This is a genomic window from Comamonas sp. GCA5, assembly GCF_036541385.1.
Classification (GTDB): domain Bacteria; phylum Pseudomonadota; class Gammaproteobacteria; order Burkholderiales; family Burkholderiaceae_C; genus Comamonas; species Comamonas aquatica.
In genome coordinates this window covers 1-17,187 of sequence record NZ_JAZHFR010000041.1, presented here as the reverse complement: position 1 = coordinate 17,187, position 17,187 = coordinate 1, and the positions used below count along the sequence as shown (strand labels likewise).

The 17,187-nt window shown below is 65.2% G+C and carries 20 protein-coding genes; 9 read left to right on the top strand and 11 right to left on the bottom strand.

Going from position 1 to position 17,187, the window contains the following annotated elements; translation table 11 throughout:
- Window positions 1–216 precede the first annotated feature (216 nt).
- The 3 genes from SJH88_RS11235 to SJH88_RS11225 all read left to right on the top strand — a co-directional run bounded on the left by SJH88_RS11235 (window position 217) and on the right by SJH88_RS11225 (window position 4,108).
- Window positions 217–372: a hypothetical protein gene (locus tag SJH88_RS11235; protein WP_274754521.1), complete on the top strand. Its 156-nt coding sequence runs from the start codon at window positions 217–219 to the stop codon at window positions 370–372.
- Window positions 373–374: 2 nt separating this feature from the next.
- On the top strand, window positions 375–2,789 hold the full coding sequence (locus SJH88_RS11230) for a putative bifunctional diguanylate cyclase/phosphodiesterase (RefSeq protein WP_274754520.1): 2,415 nt from the start codon (window positions 375–377) through the stop codon (window positions 2,787–2,789).
- 515 nt (window positions 2,790–3,304) lie between these two features.
- The gene (locus tag SJH88_RS11225; RefSeq protein WP_274754519.1) at window positions 3,305–4,108 is read left to right on the top strand and encodes a PhzF family phenazine biosynthesis protein; all 804 of its coding nucleotides are present in this window, start codon (window positions 3,305–3,307) and stop codon (window positions 4,106–4,108) included.
- 63 nt (window positions 4,109–4,171) lie between these two features.
- On the opposite strand, the gene SJH88_RS11220 is transcribed toward SJH88_RS11225, so the two are convergent.
- From SJH88_RS11220 to SJH88_RS11195, 6 genes are all read right to left on the bottom strand, one after another.
- The gene (locus SJH88_RS11220) at window positions 4,172–4,306 is read right to left on the bottom strand and encodes a putative zinc-binding metallopeptidase (RefSeq protein WP_331699758.1); all 135 of its coding nucleotides are present in this window, start codon (window positions 4,304–4,306) and stop codon (window positions 4,172–4,174) included.
- A 5-nt stretch (window positions 4,307–4,311) separates the two neighbouring features.
- Window positions 4,312–5,256 carry a zinc-binding metallopeptidase family protein gene (locus SJH88_RS11215; RefSeq protein ID WP_331699754.1) on the bottom strand — a complete coding sequence of 315 codons (945 nt, stop codon included), beginning with the start codon at window positions 5,254–5,256 and terminating at the stop codon, window positions 4,312–4,314.
- A gap of 119 nt (window positions 5,257–5,375) precedes the next feature.
- Window positions 5,376–5,696, bottom strand: coding sequence for a BON domain-containing protein (locus tag SJH88_RS11210; protein WP_042419574.1), 321 nt, complete (start codon window positions 5,694–5,696; stop codon window positions 5,376–5,378).
- 113 nt (window positions 5,697–5,809) lie between these two features.
- Complete coding sequence (locus SJH88_RS11205) at window positions 5,810–6,247, bottom strand: hypothetical protein (protein ID WP_231907243.1); 438 nt, start codon at window positions 6,245–6,247, stop codon at window positions 5,810–5,812.
- 62 nt (window positions 6,248–6,309) lie between these two features.
- Window positions 6,310–6,477: a DUF1328 domain-containing protein gene (locus tag SJH88_RS11200; protein ID WP_042419538.1), complete on the bottom strand. Its 168-nt coding sequence runs from the start codon at window positions 6,475–6,477 to the stop codon at window positions 6,310–6,312.
- Between the two features lie 243 nt (window positions 6,478–6,720).
- On the bottom strand, window positions 6,721–8,088 hold the full coding sequence (locus tag SJH88_RS11195; protein ID WP_274754518.1) for a sensor histidine kinase: 1,368 nt from the start codon (window positions 8,086–8,088) through the stop codon (window positions 6,721–6,723).
- A gap of 151 nt (window positions 8,089–8,239) precedes the next feature.
- Between SJH88_RS11195 and SJH88_RS11190 the strand changes: the two genes are divergently transcribed.
- A complete protein-coding gene (locus tag SJH88_RS11190) occupies window positions 8,240–8,872 on the top strand; it encodes a response regulator (RefSeq protein WP_043381301.1) in 633 nt (210 codons plus the stop codon).
- A gap of 73 nt (window positions 8,873–8,945) precedes the next feature.
- On the opposite strand, the gene SJH88_RS11185 is transcribed toward SJH88_RS11190, so the two are convergent.
- From SJH88_RS11185 to gpmA, 4 genes are all read right to left on the bottom strand, one after another.
- Window positions 8,946–9,314: a response regulator gene (locus tag SJH88_RS11185; RefSeq protein WP_042416807.1), complete on the bottom strand. Its 369-nt coding sequence runs from the start codon at window positions 9,312–9,314 to the stop codon at window positions 8,946–8,948.
- Between the two features lie 95 nt (window positions 9,315–9,409).
- Complete coding sequence (locus tag SJH88_RS11180; RefSeq protein WP_274754517.1) at window positions 9,410–10,162, bottom strand: HesA/MoeB/ThiF family protein; 753 nt, start codon at window positions 10,160–10,162, stop codon at window positions 9,410–9,412.
- A gap of 220 nt (window positions 10,163–10,382) precedes the next feature.
- Complete coding sequence (locus tag SJH88_RS11175; protein WP_042416801.1) at window positions 10,383–11,831, bottom strand: S41 family peptidase; 1,449 nt, start codon at window positions 11,829–11,831, stop codon at window positions 10,383–10,385.
- 104 nt (window positions 11,832–11,935) lie between these two features.
- Complete coding sequence (gpmA, locus tag SJH88_RS11170; protein WP_274754516.1) at window positions 11,936–12,679, bottom strand: 2,3-diphosphoglycerate-dependent phosphoglycerate mutase; 744 nt, start codon at window positions 12,677–12,679, stop codon at window positions 11,936–11,938.
- A gap of 137 nt (window positions 12,680–12,816) precedes the next feature.
- Between gpmA and SJH88_RS11165 the strand changes: the two genes are divergently transcribed.
- The 4 genes from SJH88_RS11165 (at window position 12,817) to SJH88_RS11150 (ending at window position 15,279) form a co-directional block, all read left to right on the top strand.
- A complete protein-coding gene (locus SJH88_RS11165; protein ID WP_274754515.1) occupies window positions 12,817–13,224 on the top strand; it encodes a rhodanese-like domain-containing protein in 408 nt (135 codons plus the stop codon).
- 92 nt (window positions 13,225–13,316) lie between these two features.
- A complete protein-coding gene (grxC, locus tag SJH88_RS11160) occupies window positions 13,317–13,574 on the top strand; it encodes a glutaredoxin 3 (RefSeq protein ID WP_042416792.1) in 258 nt (85 codons plus the stop codon).
- 126 nt (window positions 13,575–13,700) lie between these two features.
- Window positions 13,701–14,150, top strand: coding sequence for a protein-export chaperone SecB (gene secB, locus SJH88_RS11155; RefSeq protein ID WP_210929352.1), 450 nt, complete (start codon window positions 13,701–13,703; stop codon window positions 14,148–14,150).
- Between the two features lie 112 nt (window positions 14,151–14,262).
- On the top strand, window positions 14,263–15,279 hold the full coding sequence (locus SJH88_RS11150; protein ID WP_274754514.1) for an NAD(P)H-dependent glycerol-3-phosphate dehydrogenase: 1,017 nt from the start codon (window positions 14,263–14,265) through the stop codon (window positions 15,277–15,279).
- A gap of 113 nt (window positions 15,280–15,392) precedes the next feature.
- Here SJH88_RS11150 and lysA read toward each other — a convergent pair whose 3' ends face one another.
- Window positions 15,393–16,640 carry a diaminopimelate decarboxylase gene (gene lysA / locus SJH88_RS11145; protein WP_274754513.1) on the bottom strand — a complete coding sequence of 416 codons (1,248 nt, stop codon included), beginning with the start codon at window positions 16,638–16,640 and terminating at the stop codon, window positions 15,393–15,395.
- Between the two features lie 173 nt (window positions 16,641–16,813).
- Here lysA and SJH88_RS11140 point away from each other — a divergent pair.
- Window positions 16,814–17,187 (top strand): LysR family transcriptional regulator (locus tag SJH88_RS11140; RefSeq protein WP_274754512.1); only part of this gene is annotated, 374 nt, incomplete at its 3' end.

Sequence of the window (17,187 nt, the reverse complement as noted above, 5' to 3'; positions counted from 1 at the left end):
ACCACCCACGGCTCCCTGCGGAATCGCCCATCTGCAGGCTGCTGTGGCGCATCCGACCCATGGCATGCGGCGGTCCAGCCTGTCCATGCAGGACAGCAGCGCGACTTCAAGGAACGTGGCTTGACAGCGGGGCTGGCGATCCCGCATCGTTAGATCCAACAAAATGTAAATCTTTGCCATGCCCGTCACCATTTTCGACATCCGGGGTCCTCTGCCATGAACGACGTCGGCGGCATGGGCGTTGGGCTCCTGGGCGATGGCCCGCAGGGCGTGACCCAGTATGGCGGCTGGCGCGTGCTGGCCCAAGCTGGGCATGCGGGCGCCAGCCGGGCACACATCGCCCGCAGCATTGAGGCCCCGCACGGGGGCTGAGCATGGCCGCTTCCACCGACGCCATCACCATCCCCCAGGGCGCCTTGCAGGCGGCCCTGGCCAGGGAACTGTTTCACCGCACCAGCATGGCGGCTCCCATCGGGCTGTTGGGCATCGTGGCGGTGCTGTTCCCGCACTGGCAGGTGGTCGACCATGGCCGTCTGCTGCTGTGGGCGGCGCTGATTGCCCTCCCCCTGATCGGCAGCGCCGTCTTTGGTCGCTGGGCGCTGAAGGCCCTGGAGCGCGGTGTGCCAGCCCGTACGCTGGTCAATTGGGAGTGCCTGCCGGCCGGCCTGGCCGGCGTGATCTGGGGGCTGATGCCCCTGATCGTCCAGACCGGCCAACTGGACGCGCTGTTCTACTACCGCCTGATGCTGCTGTGCATCACCATCGTCTTCCTGATTCCCACCATGGCGCATTTTGTGCGGGTGTGGACGGTGTTTGCCGGTAGTGCGTGGGCGGTCCTCCTGCTGCAGGTGCTGCAGCAACCCTATGTGGAGCCCATGGGCTTCAGCCTGCCCCTCTCGCTGGCGGTCTACTGGTGCATGACCTTTGGCATGGCCCAGGTGGACCACCGCCGTACCTGGCTGGCGATGCGCGACACCCTGACCATCAAGGCCCTGTCCGAGTCGCTGGCCGAGCGGGAGCAGGCGCTGCAAGAGCGGGTGAAGGAGCAGACCGCCGAGCTGCGGCGCACCGTGGAGAGCCTGCGCGAACGCGAGGCCTTGCTGAGCAATTCCCAGCAACTGGCCAAGGTCGGGTACTTCGTCTATGACCCCGAGCGCGAGGTATTCCGTACTTCGCCCCAACTGGATGACATACTGGGACTGCGGCCCGATGGTTCGCGCACCCTGGAAGGTTGGCGGGAACTGGTGCACCCAGAGCACCGCGAGCGGGTCTGGGCGCAGATGATGACCCAGTTGCGCGACACCCAGAGCGAATCGGAAATGATGTACCCGGTGCAGCGCCGAACGGATGGCGCGATGCGCTGGGTGCGCTCGCGTTCACAGATGCAGCGCGATGCCCAGGGCAGGCTGTGTGCCTGGTTCGGCAACATGCAGGACATCACCGAGCAGAAAGAGGCCGAAGAAAAAGTCCACCAACTGGCCTTCTACGATCCGCTGACGCAACTGGCCAACCGCCGGAGGCTGCAGGAGCTGCTGCCGCGCGCGCTGCAGACCTGCCAGCAGGACCAGACCCACGGCGCGCTGATGGTGCTGGACCTGGACAACTTCAAGGTCATCAACGACACCCGGGGGCATGCCGTGGGCGACCAACTGCTGGTCGAGGTGGCGCAGCGCATCAGCGCCAATGTGCGCAGTGGCGATACGGCCTCCCGGCTGGGCGGCGACGAGTTCGTGGTGCTGGCGCAGGGGCTGGACCCTGATCCGCAGGCAGCCCGGGCGCAGTCCATGGCGATTGCCGAGCAACTGCGCTTGGCGCTGAGCCAGCCCTACCTGCTCAACGGCCTGCAGTTCTATTGCTCCACCAGCATCGGCGTCACGCTGTTGGGCGGGGAGGAGCAGGACGCCCAGACCTTGCTGAGCCAAGCCGATCTGGCGCTGTACCGGGCCAAGGCTGCCGGACGCAATGCCATCATGTTCTTTGATGCCTGGATGCAAGCTGCAGTGGCGCACAAGGCGGCGCTGGAAGAAGGCTTGCGCCATGCCATCGAGCGTCGGGAACTGGTGCTGCATTACCAGCCCCAGGTGGACCACGACGGGCGCATTGCGGGGGCGGAGGCCCTGGTGCGCTGGGTCACCAGCGCGGGCCGTTCGGTGTCCCCGGCCGAGTTCATCCCGCTGGCCGAGGAGAGCGAACTGATCCTGCACATTGGTGCCTGGGTGCTGGATACCGGGTGCGCGCAGCTGCGCCGCTGGCAAAGCGCGCCGTCCACCCAGCACCTGCGGCTGGCGATCAATGTCAGCGCGCGCCAGTTGCTGGACCCGGACTTCCCTCAGCTCGTGGCCCAGACCATCGAGCGCCACCAGGTCCGCCCTGCAGGCTTGAAGCTGGAGCTGACGGAAAACCTGGTGATGGGCGATCTCGACCAGGTGGTGCGGCGCATGCACCAGCTGCGCCAGCTGGGGCTGGGCTTTTCCCTGGATGACTTTGGCACCGGCTATTCGTCGCTGTCGTACCTGCGCCAGCTGCCGCTGGACCAGCTCAAGATCGACCAAAGCTTTGTGCGCGACCTCAAGAGCGGCACCCAGGGTGCCACCATCTTGCAGGCCATCGTGAACCTCGGCACCTCCCTGGAGCTGGAGATCATCGCCGAGGGCGTGGAGACGCTGGCGCAGCGGCAGTTCTTGGCCGACTGCGGATGCACCCTGTTCCAGGGCTACCTGTTTGCCCGCCCGCTGCCCATCGAGCAGTTTCCGACCGGGCCGCTGGGACTGGATGGCGTGTCGCCATGAGACGCAGCGTTCCAGACCTGCGCGGGGTGCCGGCGGGCACTGCGACCTGATGTGGCGCGAGGGCAAGCGGGGTGTATGGACCGCCGGGTCCTGGATGCGTACGGCTGCAGTTGGGATGGAGGTGTCCCAGGGTGCATCGCCGCGTTCGGACTTCGTCACTGCCTGGAGCTGGAGCACATCGGACGGCATTCTCGTGCGCCCAGTCGCGCGCTGCGTCCATCGCGATAAGGATGTCGGTGGCCAATGGGGCGTTCACTCGGAGCAAGCCATGCAGATGGTGACGCGGTAGCCTGTTCTCGCAGGATCGTGTCAAAGCCGCTTGTGGCACGTTCTCGCTTGGCCAGTGGCATTGGGCCGTGGAAGCCTCGTGGAAAACATTCAACCTGCTCAAGGCAGTCGTTGGGGCCAGTCCGCAGATATTGAGCCTCTATGATTTCCTCGTGCTCGGCCCTGTGCCATGCCCCATGGCATGCGCCCACCGGGTGCCTCCATTCCCTCACCCCTGCCCACCTGCCATGCAACTGCCAATCCATATCGTTGACGCGTTCACCTCCGAACAATTCAAGGGCAACCAAGCTGCCGTGGTCGTGCTTGAAGCATGGCTGCCCGATGCGACGCTGCAAGCGATTGCCACCGAAAACAACCTCTCCGAAACCGCCTTCCTGGTCTGGAGCGATGACCGCGCAGCGTTCGAGATCCGCTGGTTCTCGCCGATCAAGGAGATCGCATTCTGTGGCCATGCCACGCTGGCCAGCGCCTGTGTGCTCTTCGCGTCCAAGCCCGGGTGTGACCGCCTCACGTTCTGGGCCGCTGCCGTGGGGAACGTGGTGGCGACGCTGCAGGCGAGCGGTCGCATCGTCATGGCGCTCCCCCGCCGCGATGCGCGCCCACTGGCCGCCGTGCCTGCCGCGCTGCTGCTGGGCTTGCGTCCTGCGCCATCCGCGGTGCTGGTGAACGAACAGGCCTATGTCGCCGTGTATGCGAACGAAGCGGACGTGCGCGCGGTCCAGCCGGATCTGGTCCGCTTGCAAACGCTGGGCCCCCTCGATGTGGTCGTGACAGCCCCTGCGGACCCTGGCGCGGGCTATGACTTTGTGAGCCGTTACTTCTGGCCTGCAAATGGCGGGGAGGAAGACCCGGTCACCGGTTCCATCCACGCCGCGCTGGCGCCGTACTGGGCAGGACAATTGGGCAAGTCGGTCCTGATCGGCCACCAGGCCTCGCGGCGCACAGGCACTCTGTACTGCGAGGTGACGGCATCGAGCGTGGACGTCGCGGGCGATTGCGCCCGCTACCTGAGCGGAACGATCACGGTCTAGGGCCATCGGCCCGCGATCAGCGGTCGAGAAATCTGGCCGTTGCAGGCCGCTACCGCAGCGGCATCAGCCTGGCCCTGCTGCCCCACGGTGGGCCCCCACCACCTGGTGGACAAAGCCGAGCTTGGCCACGGCACCGGTCGACAGGGCAAACGGGTAGGCGTCGTTGTGGCCCAGGCTGCGGTTCAGGCTGTTGAGCAGCAGTGTCAGCGGTACGCACTGCTGCAGGATGTGCTCGAACGGCAGGCTGTGCGTGTCGAAGGGGTTGTCCAGCGGGGGCAGCTGGCCATGTGCCCCGGCAGTCGCAGTTGCACGCGATAGCTGGCAGCGGTCTCCATCAGGTCCATGACGTGCAGGTAATGGGCCCAGGTTTCGGCCCAGTCCTCCCACGGGTGGGCGGCGGCATACGCGCTCACATGCTGCTGTTGCCAACCGGCCAGCTCCTGTGGGCCGCGGGCATAGTGGGCTTGCAGGGCCTGGGCATAGTCGGCCCGCTCATCCCCGAACAGCGCGCGGAAAGGCTGCAACCAGGCGGTGTCGCGCACCAGTGCATCCCAGAAGAAATGGCCGGACTCATGCCGCAGATGACCCAGTAGGGTACGGTAAGGCTCGAACAGGGCCTGGCGGCGGCGCGCCCTTTCGTCGTCATCGGCTTCGGCCACATTCAGCGTGATGATGCCGTTCAGGTGGCCGGTCAGCACCGGGGGCTGGCCGGGCAGGTCTTCCAGGAAATCGAAAGTGGGCGCCGTAAAGCCTTGCAGCACGCTCAATTGCAGGCAGGACAGGGTGTAGAACAGGTAGCGCTTGGCGTTTTCGATCTTGTGCGCGCGCAGCAGGTTCTGTGGGTTGGCAAAGTTGGGCAACCAGCGGGTTTGGCGGCACGAAACGCAGTAGGGCTGCGAGCCATCGGCATCGGTCGTGAAATTGCAGGGGTTGCCGGCGCTGCTGCGGTTGTGGCACATGCGCAGCCGTAGGTGCGGTGTGTGTGTGGCCGACAGGGGCTGCCAGACGTTAGGCTGCGTGGCATGAGGTTCCAGTGCGGCCATGCGCATCCACTCAGGCACAAAGGCCAGATGGGCGCCGCAATGCACGCAGGCGGTGCTCTCAAAGAACACCAGATGGCCGCAGTGGTCGCAGGTATAGGCACGCATGCGGCAAGCTTAACGACAAAACGGTGTGGGCGCTGCCCATGAAAAAGCCGACCCGGCTTGGGTCGGCCCATGGCAGGCGGTGGTGGTCGCCACCGCCGCGGCAGCGCGGCGTGGCCCGATCAGGGGCGCACGACGATGCTGTTGCGCACCGAGGTCACACCCTTGACGTTGCGGGCAATGGCTTCGGCGCGGTCCTTCTCGGTCTGGCTCTTGGCAAAGCCGGACAGTTGCACCGTGCCCTTCAGGGTTTCCACGCTGATGGAGGTAGCGGCCACGGTGTGGTCTTCGGCAAACTTGGCCTTGATGGCGGTGGTGATGCCGGCGTCATCGACGTAGGAGCCCACAGTTTGCTGGTTGCGGGCCACCGAGCAGCCGGCGGCGCCAATGACGGTGGCACCGATCAGGGTGGCAAATGCGATGGCACGTGTGTATTGCTTCATGGATTGCATGGATTCAGCTCCTCTATGTAGGTTTTGGTGTAGCAGGGGGAACAACCGTCCAGCTTCGGCCGCTGGGCGGTAAAAGCAGTGCGGCTGGCCGCAAACGAGCAGGTTTATCGGCGTCGGCCCAGCAGGAAGGCCGCAGCAATCGCCGCCCCGGCGGCCGCTGCCATCAGGATCGATTTGCCGGGCTGCTCCACCACATAGCGGGTGGTGGTTTCGGCGGCCTGCTGGAAGTGCCGGCGTGCGCGATCCGTGCCTTCGGCACACAGGTGGATGCCTTTGTTGCAGAACTCCTGGGCGCGTGCGGACAGGTCATCAATGGCCGGGCTGAGTTCCTTTTCCACGGTGCGCAGGCCTTCCTGGGCCTTGCCGATGGCGTGGTGGGCCGCTTCGCGGGTGGTTTGCGCGGCTTCGCGTGCCGAGGCACGGGTCTCCTGGGCAAACTCCTTGGCACTGTCGCGGGCCGTCTGCGCCGCGTCCTTTACGGCCTCCTTGGTGGATTCCGCAGCTTCGGCCAGTTTTTTCTTGCTGTCATCAAATTGGTTCATCGATCATTCCTTGTCGCAGGTTGGAAGGGCCATGGGTAGGCGGCAGGGGCACGCCAATTGGCTTAGCTTTTGCTTTTCAGCAGGCTCATCACAAAGCTGATGACGGCCATGATCACGAAGATGAAGAACAGAATCTTGGCGATGCCAACGGCACCTGAAGCGATCCCGCCAAAGCCAAAGATGGCCGCGACCAGGGCAATGATGAGAAAAACAACGGCGTAGTGCAGCATGGTGAGCCTCCTCGTTCGTAGTTGCTTGAATTCGTTGTGCTTTGAGACGAATCAGGGTTCCTACTGTAGGCGGCTTCGGCAGGGTGCCGTGCCAGTACCGGGGGAGGCTGCGTGTCAGCCCTGCGGGCGTGCTGCGTGTGGGGCCACGCCTACACCGGCAACTGGGTGACGGGCAGCAGCGCCCCCAAGCACCCCCAAAAAAGCCACCCGCAGGTGGCATGAGGGGCTGGCCCGGGGACGGGCTCAGATCGCAGTTATGGCCTCGGCCGGGGTGGCGCCTGTGGGAATGATGGCCGACACGGTAGTGCCGGCACCCAGGGCCGAGTTGATGGTCAGGCGTCCGCCGGCCGCTTCCACGCGGTGGCGCATACCTGCCAGCCCATGGGAATTGGGGCGGATGCTGGCAAGGTCGAAGCCCTCGCCGTTGTCCTTGATCTGCACCGCCACATAGGTCGGGTATCGATGCACCGTGACCTGGATCTGGCTGGCCTTGGCGTACTTGCCGATGTTGGTCAGCGACTCCTGCACCAGGCGGTAGATGGTCAGTTCGGTGGCCTCGGGCAGTTCCACGGCTTCGAAGATGGCCTCCACCTCGATGCCGCTGCGCTGGGCGAATTCGCTGGTCAGGATTTCCAGCGAGGTCGACAGCCCCAGGTTCGCCAGCGAGGAGGGGCGCAGGTCTTCCACGATCCGGCGCTTGAGCGCAATCCCGCTGTTGAGCGTCTCCGTCATGTGTTTGATGCGGTCGGCGATCTCGGGGTTGCCCATGTCGATGCGCGACTTCAGGCGTGCCACGTCCAGTTTGGCGGCCGTCAGCAAGGCGCCCAGTTCGTCGTGCAGCTCGCGGGCCAAGTGGCCGCGTTCGTCTTCACGCACCTGTTGCAGGTGGTTGGCCAGTTCGGTCAGGGTGGCGGTGCGTTCGCGCACCAGGTTTTCCAGGCGTGAGCGCTCTTCGGACAGCAGGGCCTGTTCGCGCTTGTGCAGGCGGTCCACCATGTTGTTCTGGCGCAGGTACAGATAGAAAGCGAACAGACCGAACAGCGTGACCGTGGCCACGCCGATGCGCCCCATGATGAGCGAGTTGTTGATGTCCTGCTGGTAACGACCGGCGCGCTCGGCCGTCAGTGTGTCGAGCTTGCGGGCGAGCTCGCGGATGTTGCTCATGTCCGTGTTGCCCATGTCGGTGAACATGACGAACTTCAGCGCATCGGCATTGCCTTCGCGGAACAGCCGCAGGCTCAGGTCCATCTCTGCGGTTTTGCGGCTGATGCTGTGCGACATCGGGATGAAGAATTCCATGCCCTGGGGCGTGGTCTCGATCAACTGGCGGATGCGCTGCAGGGTGCTGCTGATGTTCTGTATCGCTTCGTTGTAGGGCTTGAGGTAGTTTTCGTCGCTGGTCAGCAGGTAGCCGCGCAGGCCGGTTTCTGCATCCAGCATCTCCTTGGTCAGAGTGCTGAGTGCGGTGCGCGTGTCGTAGGCGTGGGCCAGGTTGCTCAGGGATTGGCTGGTTTGCTTGTTGCCATATTCACTGATGCCAATCATCAGGCAGGCGGCAAAAATCGCCACGGGCAGGCTGATTGCCATGCGGCGCAGTTGGGTCCATTTCACATTCAATCCTCCAGTTGATTGCGAGTTTGGTGCAGTTCTTCTGCATAATCAAGATGCTTTGAGACCAGTCAGTGCAAGGATTTGCAGGCAATCTGTTCTGTAGAAACCAAAAAGTCCAGGGCTTTGGCCCGCAACATAGAGAGAGGCTTCGATGATCAAAGTAGGTATCGTGGATGACCATTCCATCGTACGGTCAGGTCTGCGCCAGTATTTGTCGGAACACGTGGACCTGCGCGTGGTCGGTGAGGCCAGCAATGGCCGTGAAGCGATCGACCTGGTGCGCCAGCAGGAAATCGATGTCCTGGTGATGGATCTGTCCATGCCCGGGCAAAGCGGCCTGGATGCCTTGGCCATGCTGCGCGCCAAGGCGCCGGACATGGGCATCCTGATCCTGAGCGGCTACCCGGAAGAGCACTACGCCATCAACCTGATCCGCCAGGGCGCCAGCGGCTACCTGAACAAGGAGTGCGAGCCCAAGGAAATCGCCGAGGCGATCCGCACCATCTCCCTGGGCCGCCGCTACCTGACGCCCACCGTGGCCGATCTGCTGGCCCAGCAGCTCAACCGCAAGGACGATGCGCCGCCGCACGAGCAACTGTCGGAGCGCGAGTTCCAGGTGTTCCTGAAGCTGGCCAAGGGCGAAACCGCCGGTGACATCGCCAAGTCGCTGTCGCTGAGCGTCAAGACCGTCAGCACCTACCGCACGCGCCTGATGGAGAAGATGGCGCTGTCGTCCAACAGCGACCTCACGTACTACGCCCTGAAGAACAAGCTGATCGATTGATCTGCACTGCGGCCCGCGCCATCAAAAAAGCTGACCGAGGTCAGCTTTTTTTCGTCCGGGGACCGGCAGGAGATCACTGCATTTCCATGAAGTAGTCCAGCAGTGCATCGATCTCGTTGGACTTGTCGAAGATCGCATCCACGCCCAGTTCCTTGCAGCGCTGGCGCACGTCCAGGGTGGCGTAGTTGCTGAGCACCACCACGCGCTGGTGGGGCTGGCGCTGCTGGCAGGCGGCCACCACCCCCAAGCCGCTGCCCTGGCGCAGGAACAGGTCGACGATGGCCAGGTCCCACGCGTTGTGGGGATCGGTGAGCCAGGCCTTGCCTTCGGCCTCGGTTTCCGCGTACCCGACGGGCTGGACGTCCGTCAGTTCAAGCAACGTCTCAACCAGGTTCTCTCGGATGGTGGCGTTGTCTTCAACGAAAAAAGTACGTAGTTTCACGGCAGGGAAATCTCTACAAGGGCAGCACGGTCAGGGGGCAAAAGGGCGAGGGCCAATTCTGCGCCGTCTGGGTGAACACCGCTGTAGTCATAGTCCTACTTCTTGTTACAGCATATTGAACAATCGGGGTTGCGGCTGGTGCGCATACGCGACCACTCCATGCTGCGGCCGTCCAGAATCAGCAATTTGCCTGTCAGACTTTCGCCAAAGTTGGCGATCAGCTTCAAGGCCTCGGCCGCCTGCATGCAGCCGATGATGCCGACCAGCGGGGCCAGCACGCCCATGGTCGAGCACTGGACTTCCTCGAAGTCGGCCTCGGGCGCGAACAGGCAGGCGTAGCAGGGCGAGTCCTCGCGGCGCGGGTCGAACACGGTGATCTGGCCGTCCAGGCGGATGATGGCGCCAGCCACCAGGGGCACGCGGTGGCGCACGCAGGCGGCGTTGACGGCCTGGCGCGTGCGGTAGTTGTCGCAGCAGTCCAGCACCACCGTCGCCTGGGCCACCAGCTCGTCCAGCAGGGCCGCATCGGCGCGTTGCTGGATGCAGTGCACCTGGATCTCGGGGTTGAGGTCGTGGATGGCCTGGGCCGCCGAGCTGGCTTTGGGCTGGCCCACCCGGGCCGTGGTGTGGGCGATCTGGCGCTGCAGGTTGGTCAGGTCCACGGTGTCGTGGTCGACCAGGGTGATGCGGCCCACGCCCGAGGCCGCCAGGTACAGGGCCGCGGGCGAGCCCAGCCCGCCAGCACCGATGATCAGCACGTGGGCGTCCAGCAGGGCCTGCTGGCCTTCGATGCCGACTTCGTCGAGCAGGATGTGGCGCGAGTAGCGCAGGAGTTGGTCGTCGTTCATGGCGGGAAGGTCCGGCACCGTGGTGCATCACCGCCGCGCCGCGCCGCGGTGCTGGGGGCGGCTGCCGGCCATCCGGTGCGGCACAGCGATGAAAAAAGCCGGGACACAAGGCACCCGGCGTTCTTGAAAACATGAGCTGGTAGCGCTGGATTTACAAGACTTTCAATGTGTTTCGACTTTGAAAGCCAGGCAGATCGCGCGCTGGCAGCTATGAAAAGCTTTATTCGTCTTTGTCCTTCTTCTCGGGCGGACGCTCGGTCAGGGTCTTGCTGACCTTGACGGGCTGGCCCTTGAGCTGGCTCAGCGCCTGCTGCAGCTGGAAGTCCTTGTCCGAGCCGAACTCGGGCAGGCGGCGCGCGGAGACAGGCTTTTTGGTGTCCTCTTCCAGGCGCTTGCGGGCTTCTTCGCGCAGCTTCTCGCGGGCGGCGGAGGCTTCGGCTTCGGCCGAGGCGTCACCATTGCCCAGGTGCTTTTCCAGGTCGGCTTCGCGCATGCGCAGGGCGGCGTAGACGTCGCCCTCGGCGGTTTCATCGACCATCACGTCGGGCACGATGCCCTTGGCCTGGATGGACTTGCCGCTGGGGGTGTAGTACAGGGCGGTGGTCAGCTTCAGGCCGGTGTCGGGGCCCAGGGGGCGCACGGTCTGCACCGAGCCCTTGCCGAACGACTGGCTGCCCATGATGGTGGCGCGCTTGTGGTCCTGCAGGGCGCCGGCCACGATCTCGCTGGCTGAGGCCGAGCCTTCGTTCACCAGCACCACCAGGGGCACCTTCTTCAGGGCGGCGGGCAGGCGCTTGAGCGGATCGCCCTGACCACGGCGCGCGTAGTACTCGGGCGCGGCCTTGAACACGGACTTGCTTTCTGCCAACTGGCCGTCGGTGCTGACCACGGTCACGCCCTCGGGCAGGAAGGCGGCGGAGATGGCCACGGCCGCATCCAGCAGACCACCGGGGTCGTTGCGCAGGTCCAGCACCAGACCCTTGACGTTGGGGTCTTCCTTGTAGATCTCTTCGATCTTGCGCACGAAGTCGTCGACCGTGCGCTCCTGGAACTGGCTCAGGCGCACCCAGGCGTAGCCGGGCTCGACCAGCTTGCCCTTGACGGACTGGGTCTTGATCTCTTCGCGCGTGATGGTCACGGGGAAGGTGCGGCTCTCGTCCTTGCGGAAGATGGTCAGCTGCACCTTGGTCTTGGGCTCACCGCGCATGCGCTTGACGGCATCGTTCAGGCTCAGGCCCTTGACGGCGGTGTCGTCGATCTTGGTGATCAGGTCGTTGGTCTTGAGGCCGGCGCGGTCGGCGGGCGAACCTTCAATGGGGGAGACGATCTTGATCAGTCCGTCTTCCTGCGTGATCTCGATGCCCACGCCGACGAAGCGGCCGGACGTGCCTTCACGGAATTCCTTGAAGGACTTCTTGTCGAAATACTGCGAGTGCGGATCCAGGCTGGACACCATGCCGGAGATGGCATCGGTGATCAGCTTCTTGTCGTCCACGGGCTCGACGTAGTCGGTCTTGATGATGCCGAACACCGCCGACAGCTGCTGGATTTCTTCCAGCGGCAGGGGCGAGATGCCACCGCGTGCAACGGTTTGCAGCGATACCGTGGTCAAGGCACCGGCCAGCACGCCGAGCGACACCCATCCAGCAATTTTGAGTTTTTGGCCCATAGACTCTTCAGTTACTTATCCGCTTGCGCAATATACACGTCGCTGCCTGGCGGGTGAACGGGCGCAGGCCCAACCACCCGCAGACAGGTAGGGTGTTACAACTTTCAGGCCTTGCCCTGGGCGGCCACGGCCGCGGCGGCCTTGGCGGCGGCTTCGGCGTCACCCAGGTAGTAGCTGCGGATGGGCTTGAGCTGCGCGTCCAGCTCGTACACCAGTGGGATGCCGTTGGGGATGTTCACGCCCACGATGGCATCGTCGGCGATGTTGTCCAGGTACTTCACCAGCGCACGGATGGAGTTGCCGTGGGCGGCCAGCACGATGCGCTTGCCCGACTGGATCTGGGGCGCCAGGGTCTCGGTCCAGAAAGGCACGACGCGCGCCACGGTGTCCTTCAGGCATTCGGTCAGGGGAATCTGCGCGGGCTGCAGGGCGGCGTAGCGGCGGTCGCTGCGCTCGCTGCGGGGGTCGGTGGCCTCCAGCGCGGGCGGGGGCGTGTCGTAGCTGCGGCGCCAGACCAGCACTTGCTCGTCACCGTACTGCTTGGCCATGTCGGCCTTGTTCAGGCCTTGCAGGCCGCCGTAGTGGCGCTCGTTCAGGCGCCAGTCCTTGACCACGGGCAGCCAGGTGCAGTCCATCTCGTCCAGGGCGTACCACAGGGTGTGGATGGCGCGCTTGAGCACCGAGGTGTAGGCCAGGTCAAACTCGTAGCCTTCCGCCTTGAGCAGCTTGCCGGCCGACATGGCCTGCGAGACGCCGGTGGGCGTCAGGTCCACATCGGTCCAGCCGGTGAAGCGGTTTTCAAGGTTCCAGGTGGACTCACCGTGGCGGATCAGCACGAGCTTGTACATGGCGGCTTTCGAAGAAATACGGAGGGAAAAGTGTCAACCCGCTATTTTAGGCCGCACCACCGGCCTGTATGGCTTGGATTGTCCAGGGCGTTGGCTGTCGCTCTAGAATTGCGCACTTTGCCAACCTGAGGACTGACGTGACGTTCATTGTTGAAAACTGGTATCTGATTTTGCTGGCGGTGGTCTCTGGTGGCTTGCTGCTGGTGCCCGGCCTCAAGGGCATGGGTGGTGGTTCGCTGCAGCCCAACGACGCCGTGGCCAAGATCAACCGCGAAAAAGCCGTGGTGGTGGACGTGCGCGAGCCCGAGGAATATGTGAAGGGCCACATCACCAACGCCAAGAACATCCCCCTGTCGCAGCTGGACGAGCGCCTGCCCCAGGTGGCCAAGAACAAGGCCGTGCCCGTGATCCTGGTGTGCGACAAGGGCACGCGCGCCGTGCGCGCCGAGGCCCAGGCCAAGAAGCTGGGCTTCGAGAAGGCCCAGGCCCTGGCCGGCGGCATGAAGGCCTGGCGCGATGCCGGCCTGCCGGTGGATAAGGCCTAAGCCGGCTGGTTCTTTCCAGCTGTCCTACCATCAAGGGGTCCGCGAGGCCCCTTTTTCGTGGCCCCTGTTTCCAGACTGACAAGGATTTCCCCATGCAAGCCGTGAAGATGTACACCACCGCCGTCTGCCCCTACTGCGTGCGCGCCAAGCAGGTGCTCAAGTCCAAGGGGGTGGAACAGATCGAAGAAGTCCGCATCGACAGCGATCCCGCTGCGCGCGACCACATGATGCAGATCACCGGCCGCCGCACCGTGCCCCAGATTTTCATCGGCGACACCCATGTCGGCGGCTGCGACGACCTGATCGCGCTGGACGCCAAGGGCGGACTGCTGCCCCTGCTCAACGCCTGAGGTCGTGGGCCGCAGCGCCGCGCTGCATAATGCCACCCCAAGTGCCCGCTGTCGCAGCCACTGCCAGCGGGCCTTTTTATGACCGACTGTTTTGCGTAGCAAGCGTAAGTAAGAAAGACCGAGACCATGTCCGAACAAGCAACGCCCGTCTTCCAGATCCAACGTGTCTATCTGAAGGACTTGTCCCTGGAGCAGCCCAACTCGCCCGCCATCCTGCTGCAGCAGGAACAGCCCAATGTCGACATCCAGCTGGGTGTGGAAGCCACGCCCGTGGCCGAAGGCCTGTTCGAAGTGGCCGTGACCGCCACCGTGCACACCAAGATCGAAGACAAGACCCTGTTCCTGGTGGAAGCCAAGCAGGCCGGCATCTTTGAAATCCGCAACATCCCCGAAGACCAGATGGGTGGCGTGATCGGCGTGGCCTGCCCCCAGATCATCTACCCCTACCTGCGCGGCAACGTCGCCGACGTGGTGACCCGCGCCGGCTTCCCGCCCGTGCACCTGGCGGAAATCAACTTCCAGGCCATGTACGAGCAGCAGAACGCCGCGGCCCAGGCCGACGGCACCGTGCAGTAAGCCCGGCTCCTGCGGCACCGCCTGCGGGCGTGCTACAAAAGAGGCCCCGCATGCGGGGTCTTTTTTATGCATTTTTTGGCCTTTAGGTCAATGGATACAAGCGCTTAAAGCTATGAATTTGATTGTGATTGGTGCCGGTGCCTGGGGCACGGCCCTGGCGATTGGCGCGGCCCGCCACACCGCCGGCCACCAGGTCACGCTGTGGGCGCGCAATGCGCAGCAGGTGCAGGAGATGCAGGCTGCGCGCAGCAACCCCCGCTACCTGCCGGACATGGCCTTCCCCGACGGGCTGCAGGTCAGCGCCGCGCCGCTGGCGCAGGCCGTGCAGGGCATGGACCTGGTCATCATCGCCACCCCCATGTCGGCGCTGCGCAGCACCCTGCAGGCCCTGGCCGCAGCCCAGGTGCGCGTGCCCGTGGCCTGGCTGTGCAAGGGCTTCGAGGCCGTGCCCGCCGGCCATGCCGGCGTCGGCCTGATGCCGCACGAGGTGTGCGCCCAGGTGGCGCCGCAGCTGGCCAGCGGTGCGCTCAGCGGTCCCAGCTTTGCCCAGGAAGTGGCCCGCGGCCAGCCCACCTTGCTGGTGGCCGCCAGCCGCCATGCCGCCGTGCGCCAGGCCCTGCTGGAGGCCTTCCACACCGGGCCGCTGCGCCTGTACGCCAACGAGGACATCGTCGGCGTGGAGGTCGGCGGGGCCGTGAAGAACGTGATGGCGATTGCCGCCGGCCTGTGCGACGGCCTGCACCTGGGCTTGAACGCCCGCGCCGCCCTGCTGACGCGCGGGCTGGCCGAGATGACGCGCCTGGGCGTGGCCCTGGGTGCCAAGCCCGAGACCTTCATGGGCTTGAGCGGGCTGGGCGATCTGATGCTGACCGCCACGGGCGATCTGTCGCGCAACCGCAAGGTCGGCCTGCTGTTGGCGCAAGGCCTGACGCTGGCGCAGGCCGTGGATTCGCTGGGCCACGTGGCCGAGGGCGTGTACAGCGCGCGCACCGTGGTGCAGCGCGCCCAGGCCGTGGGCGTGGAGATGCCGATTGCTGCCACGGTGGTGGAGCTGCTGGACGGCCACATCACCCCGCAGGCCGCGGTGCAGCGCCTGATGGCGCGCGACCCCAAGCACGAAGGCCTTTAAGCCCCATCGGCCGCTGGCGCAGGTGCAGCCAGCGCTGGCTGCTATGCATTTGCAAAACAAAGGGAGCCGATCGGCTCCCTTTTTGCGTGCGGCGCGTTGTGCGGCCAACCGCTTTACAGACCCAGCTCCAGGGCCAGCAGCTCGTCCACCGTCTGACGGCGGCGGATCAGGCGCACCTGGTCTCCATCGACCAGCACCTCGGCCGCCAGCGGGCGGGTGTTGTAGTTGCTGGACATGCTGGCGCCGTAGGCCCCGGTGTCGTGAATGACCAGCAGGTCACCGACCTGTGCATCGCCCAGCGCGCGCGGCAGCACGACGCCGCCGTCGCCCTGGGTGAAGACGTCACCCGACTCGCACAGCGGGCCAGCCACCACGCTGTCGCGCACGGCGGGCAGCACGCCCACGCCGCGGCGCTGGAGGTGCATGCCGTGGTAGCTGCCGTACATGCTGGGGCGCATCAGTTCGTTGAAGCCGGTGTCGACCAGCACGAAGTGGTTGCTGCCCGCGCCCTTGGTGGCGCGCACCGTGCCCAGCAGCACGCCGGATTCGGCCACCAGGAAGCGGCCGGGCTCCAGCTCCAGCGCCAGCTGGTGGCCGACGATGGCCTCGGCCTGCTTGCGCGCCGCGTTCCACAGACCGAAGTAGTGCTCGGTGTCGATGGTCGGGTCGCCATCGCGGTAGGGGATGGACAGGCCGCCGCCGGCCGAGATGGCCTGCAGGTCGTGGCCGTGGTCCTTGGCCGACTTGACCAGGGCCACCATGGCGCCGCAGACCTCCTGCAGGTGGGCGTAGTCCACGCCCGAGCCGATGTGCATGTGCAGGCCGGCCAGGTGCAGGCCGTGCTGGGCGATGGCGTCCAGCGCAGCGTGCAGGTCGGTGTGCCAGATGCCGTGCTTGCTGTGCTCGCCGCCGGTGTTGGTCTTGTTGCTGTGGCCGTGGCCAAAGCCGGGGTTGATGCGCAGCCACACGTGGTGGCCGGGCGAGGCCGCGCCCAGCTGGTGCAGCATGTCGATGGAGCCGGCGTTCACCGGCACCTGGTGCTCGACCACGGTGGCCAGGGTGGCAGCGTCCATCACGTCGGCGGTGAAGACGATGTCCGAGGGCTCGCCGCCGGCCACATAGCCGGCCGCCAGGGCGCGCAGGATTTCGCCGCGCGAGACCGCATCCACCTTCACGCCCTGTTCGCGCATCAGCTGCAGGATGTGGATGTTGGAGCAGGCCTTCTGCGCAAAGCGCACGGTGTCAAACGCCTGCAGCTGGGCGATGCGTGCACGGATCACCTGGGCGTCGTAGACCCACAGCGGGGTGCCGTAGGTGTCGGCCAGGTTCCACAGTTGTTCGGGCGAGAAGGAGCAGGACATGGAGTTCTCAACTTTCAGAGCATTCTGCGCAGGCTGCATCAGCGCTACAGGGCAAAAACAGGCAGAAAGTCCGGGGGCGCCGTCTTCCTGCAGGTCTGCATGATGCGGGCGGTTGGCTATTTAGTCCAATGCTTGTTTGTGGGTGGGTAATTCATTCTGGATATGCTTGGGCCATGACCCCTCCCGCCCCCCCGGCCTTGCCCGAGCGCATCGGCCACCGCCACATCGAGGTCTTCCGCGCCCTCATGCTCACCGGCAGCGCCACCGGTGCGGCGCAGCTGTTGTGCACCTCGCAGCCCACCATCAGCCGCGAGCTGGCGCGGCTGGAGCAGCTGCTGGGCTACGCCCTGTTCGAGCGCGCCCAGGGCCGGCTGCGCCCGCAGGCGCGCGCCCTGCGGCTGTGGGAGGAGGTGCAGCGCAGCTGGCAGGGGCTGGACCGGGTGGTGGAGCACGCCATGGCCCTGGGCCAGCCGCACCAGTCCAGCCTCAGCGTGCTGTGCCTGCCGGCGCTGAGCCACGCGCTGCTGCCCGGCGCCTGGCGCGCCTG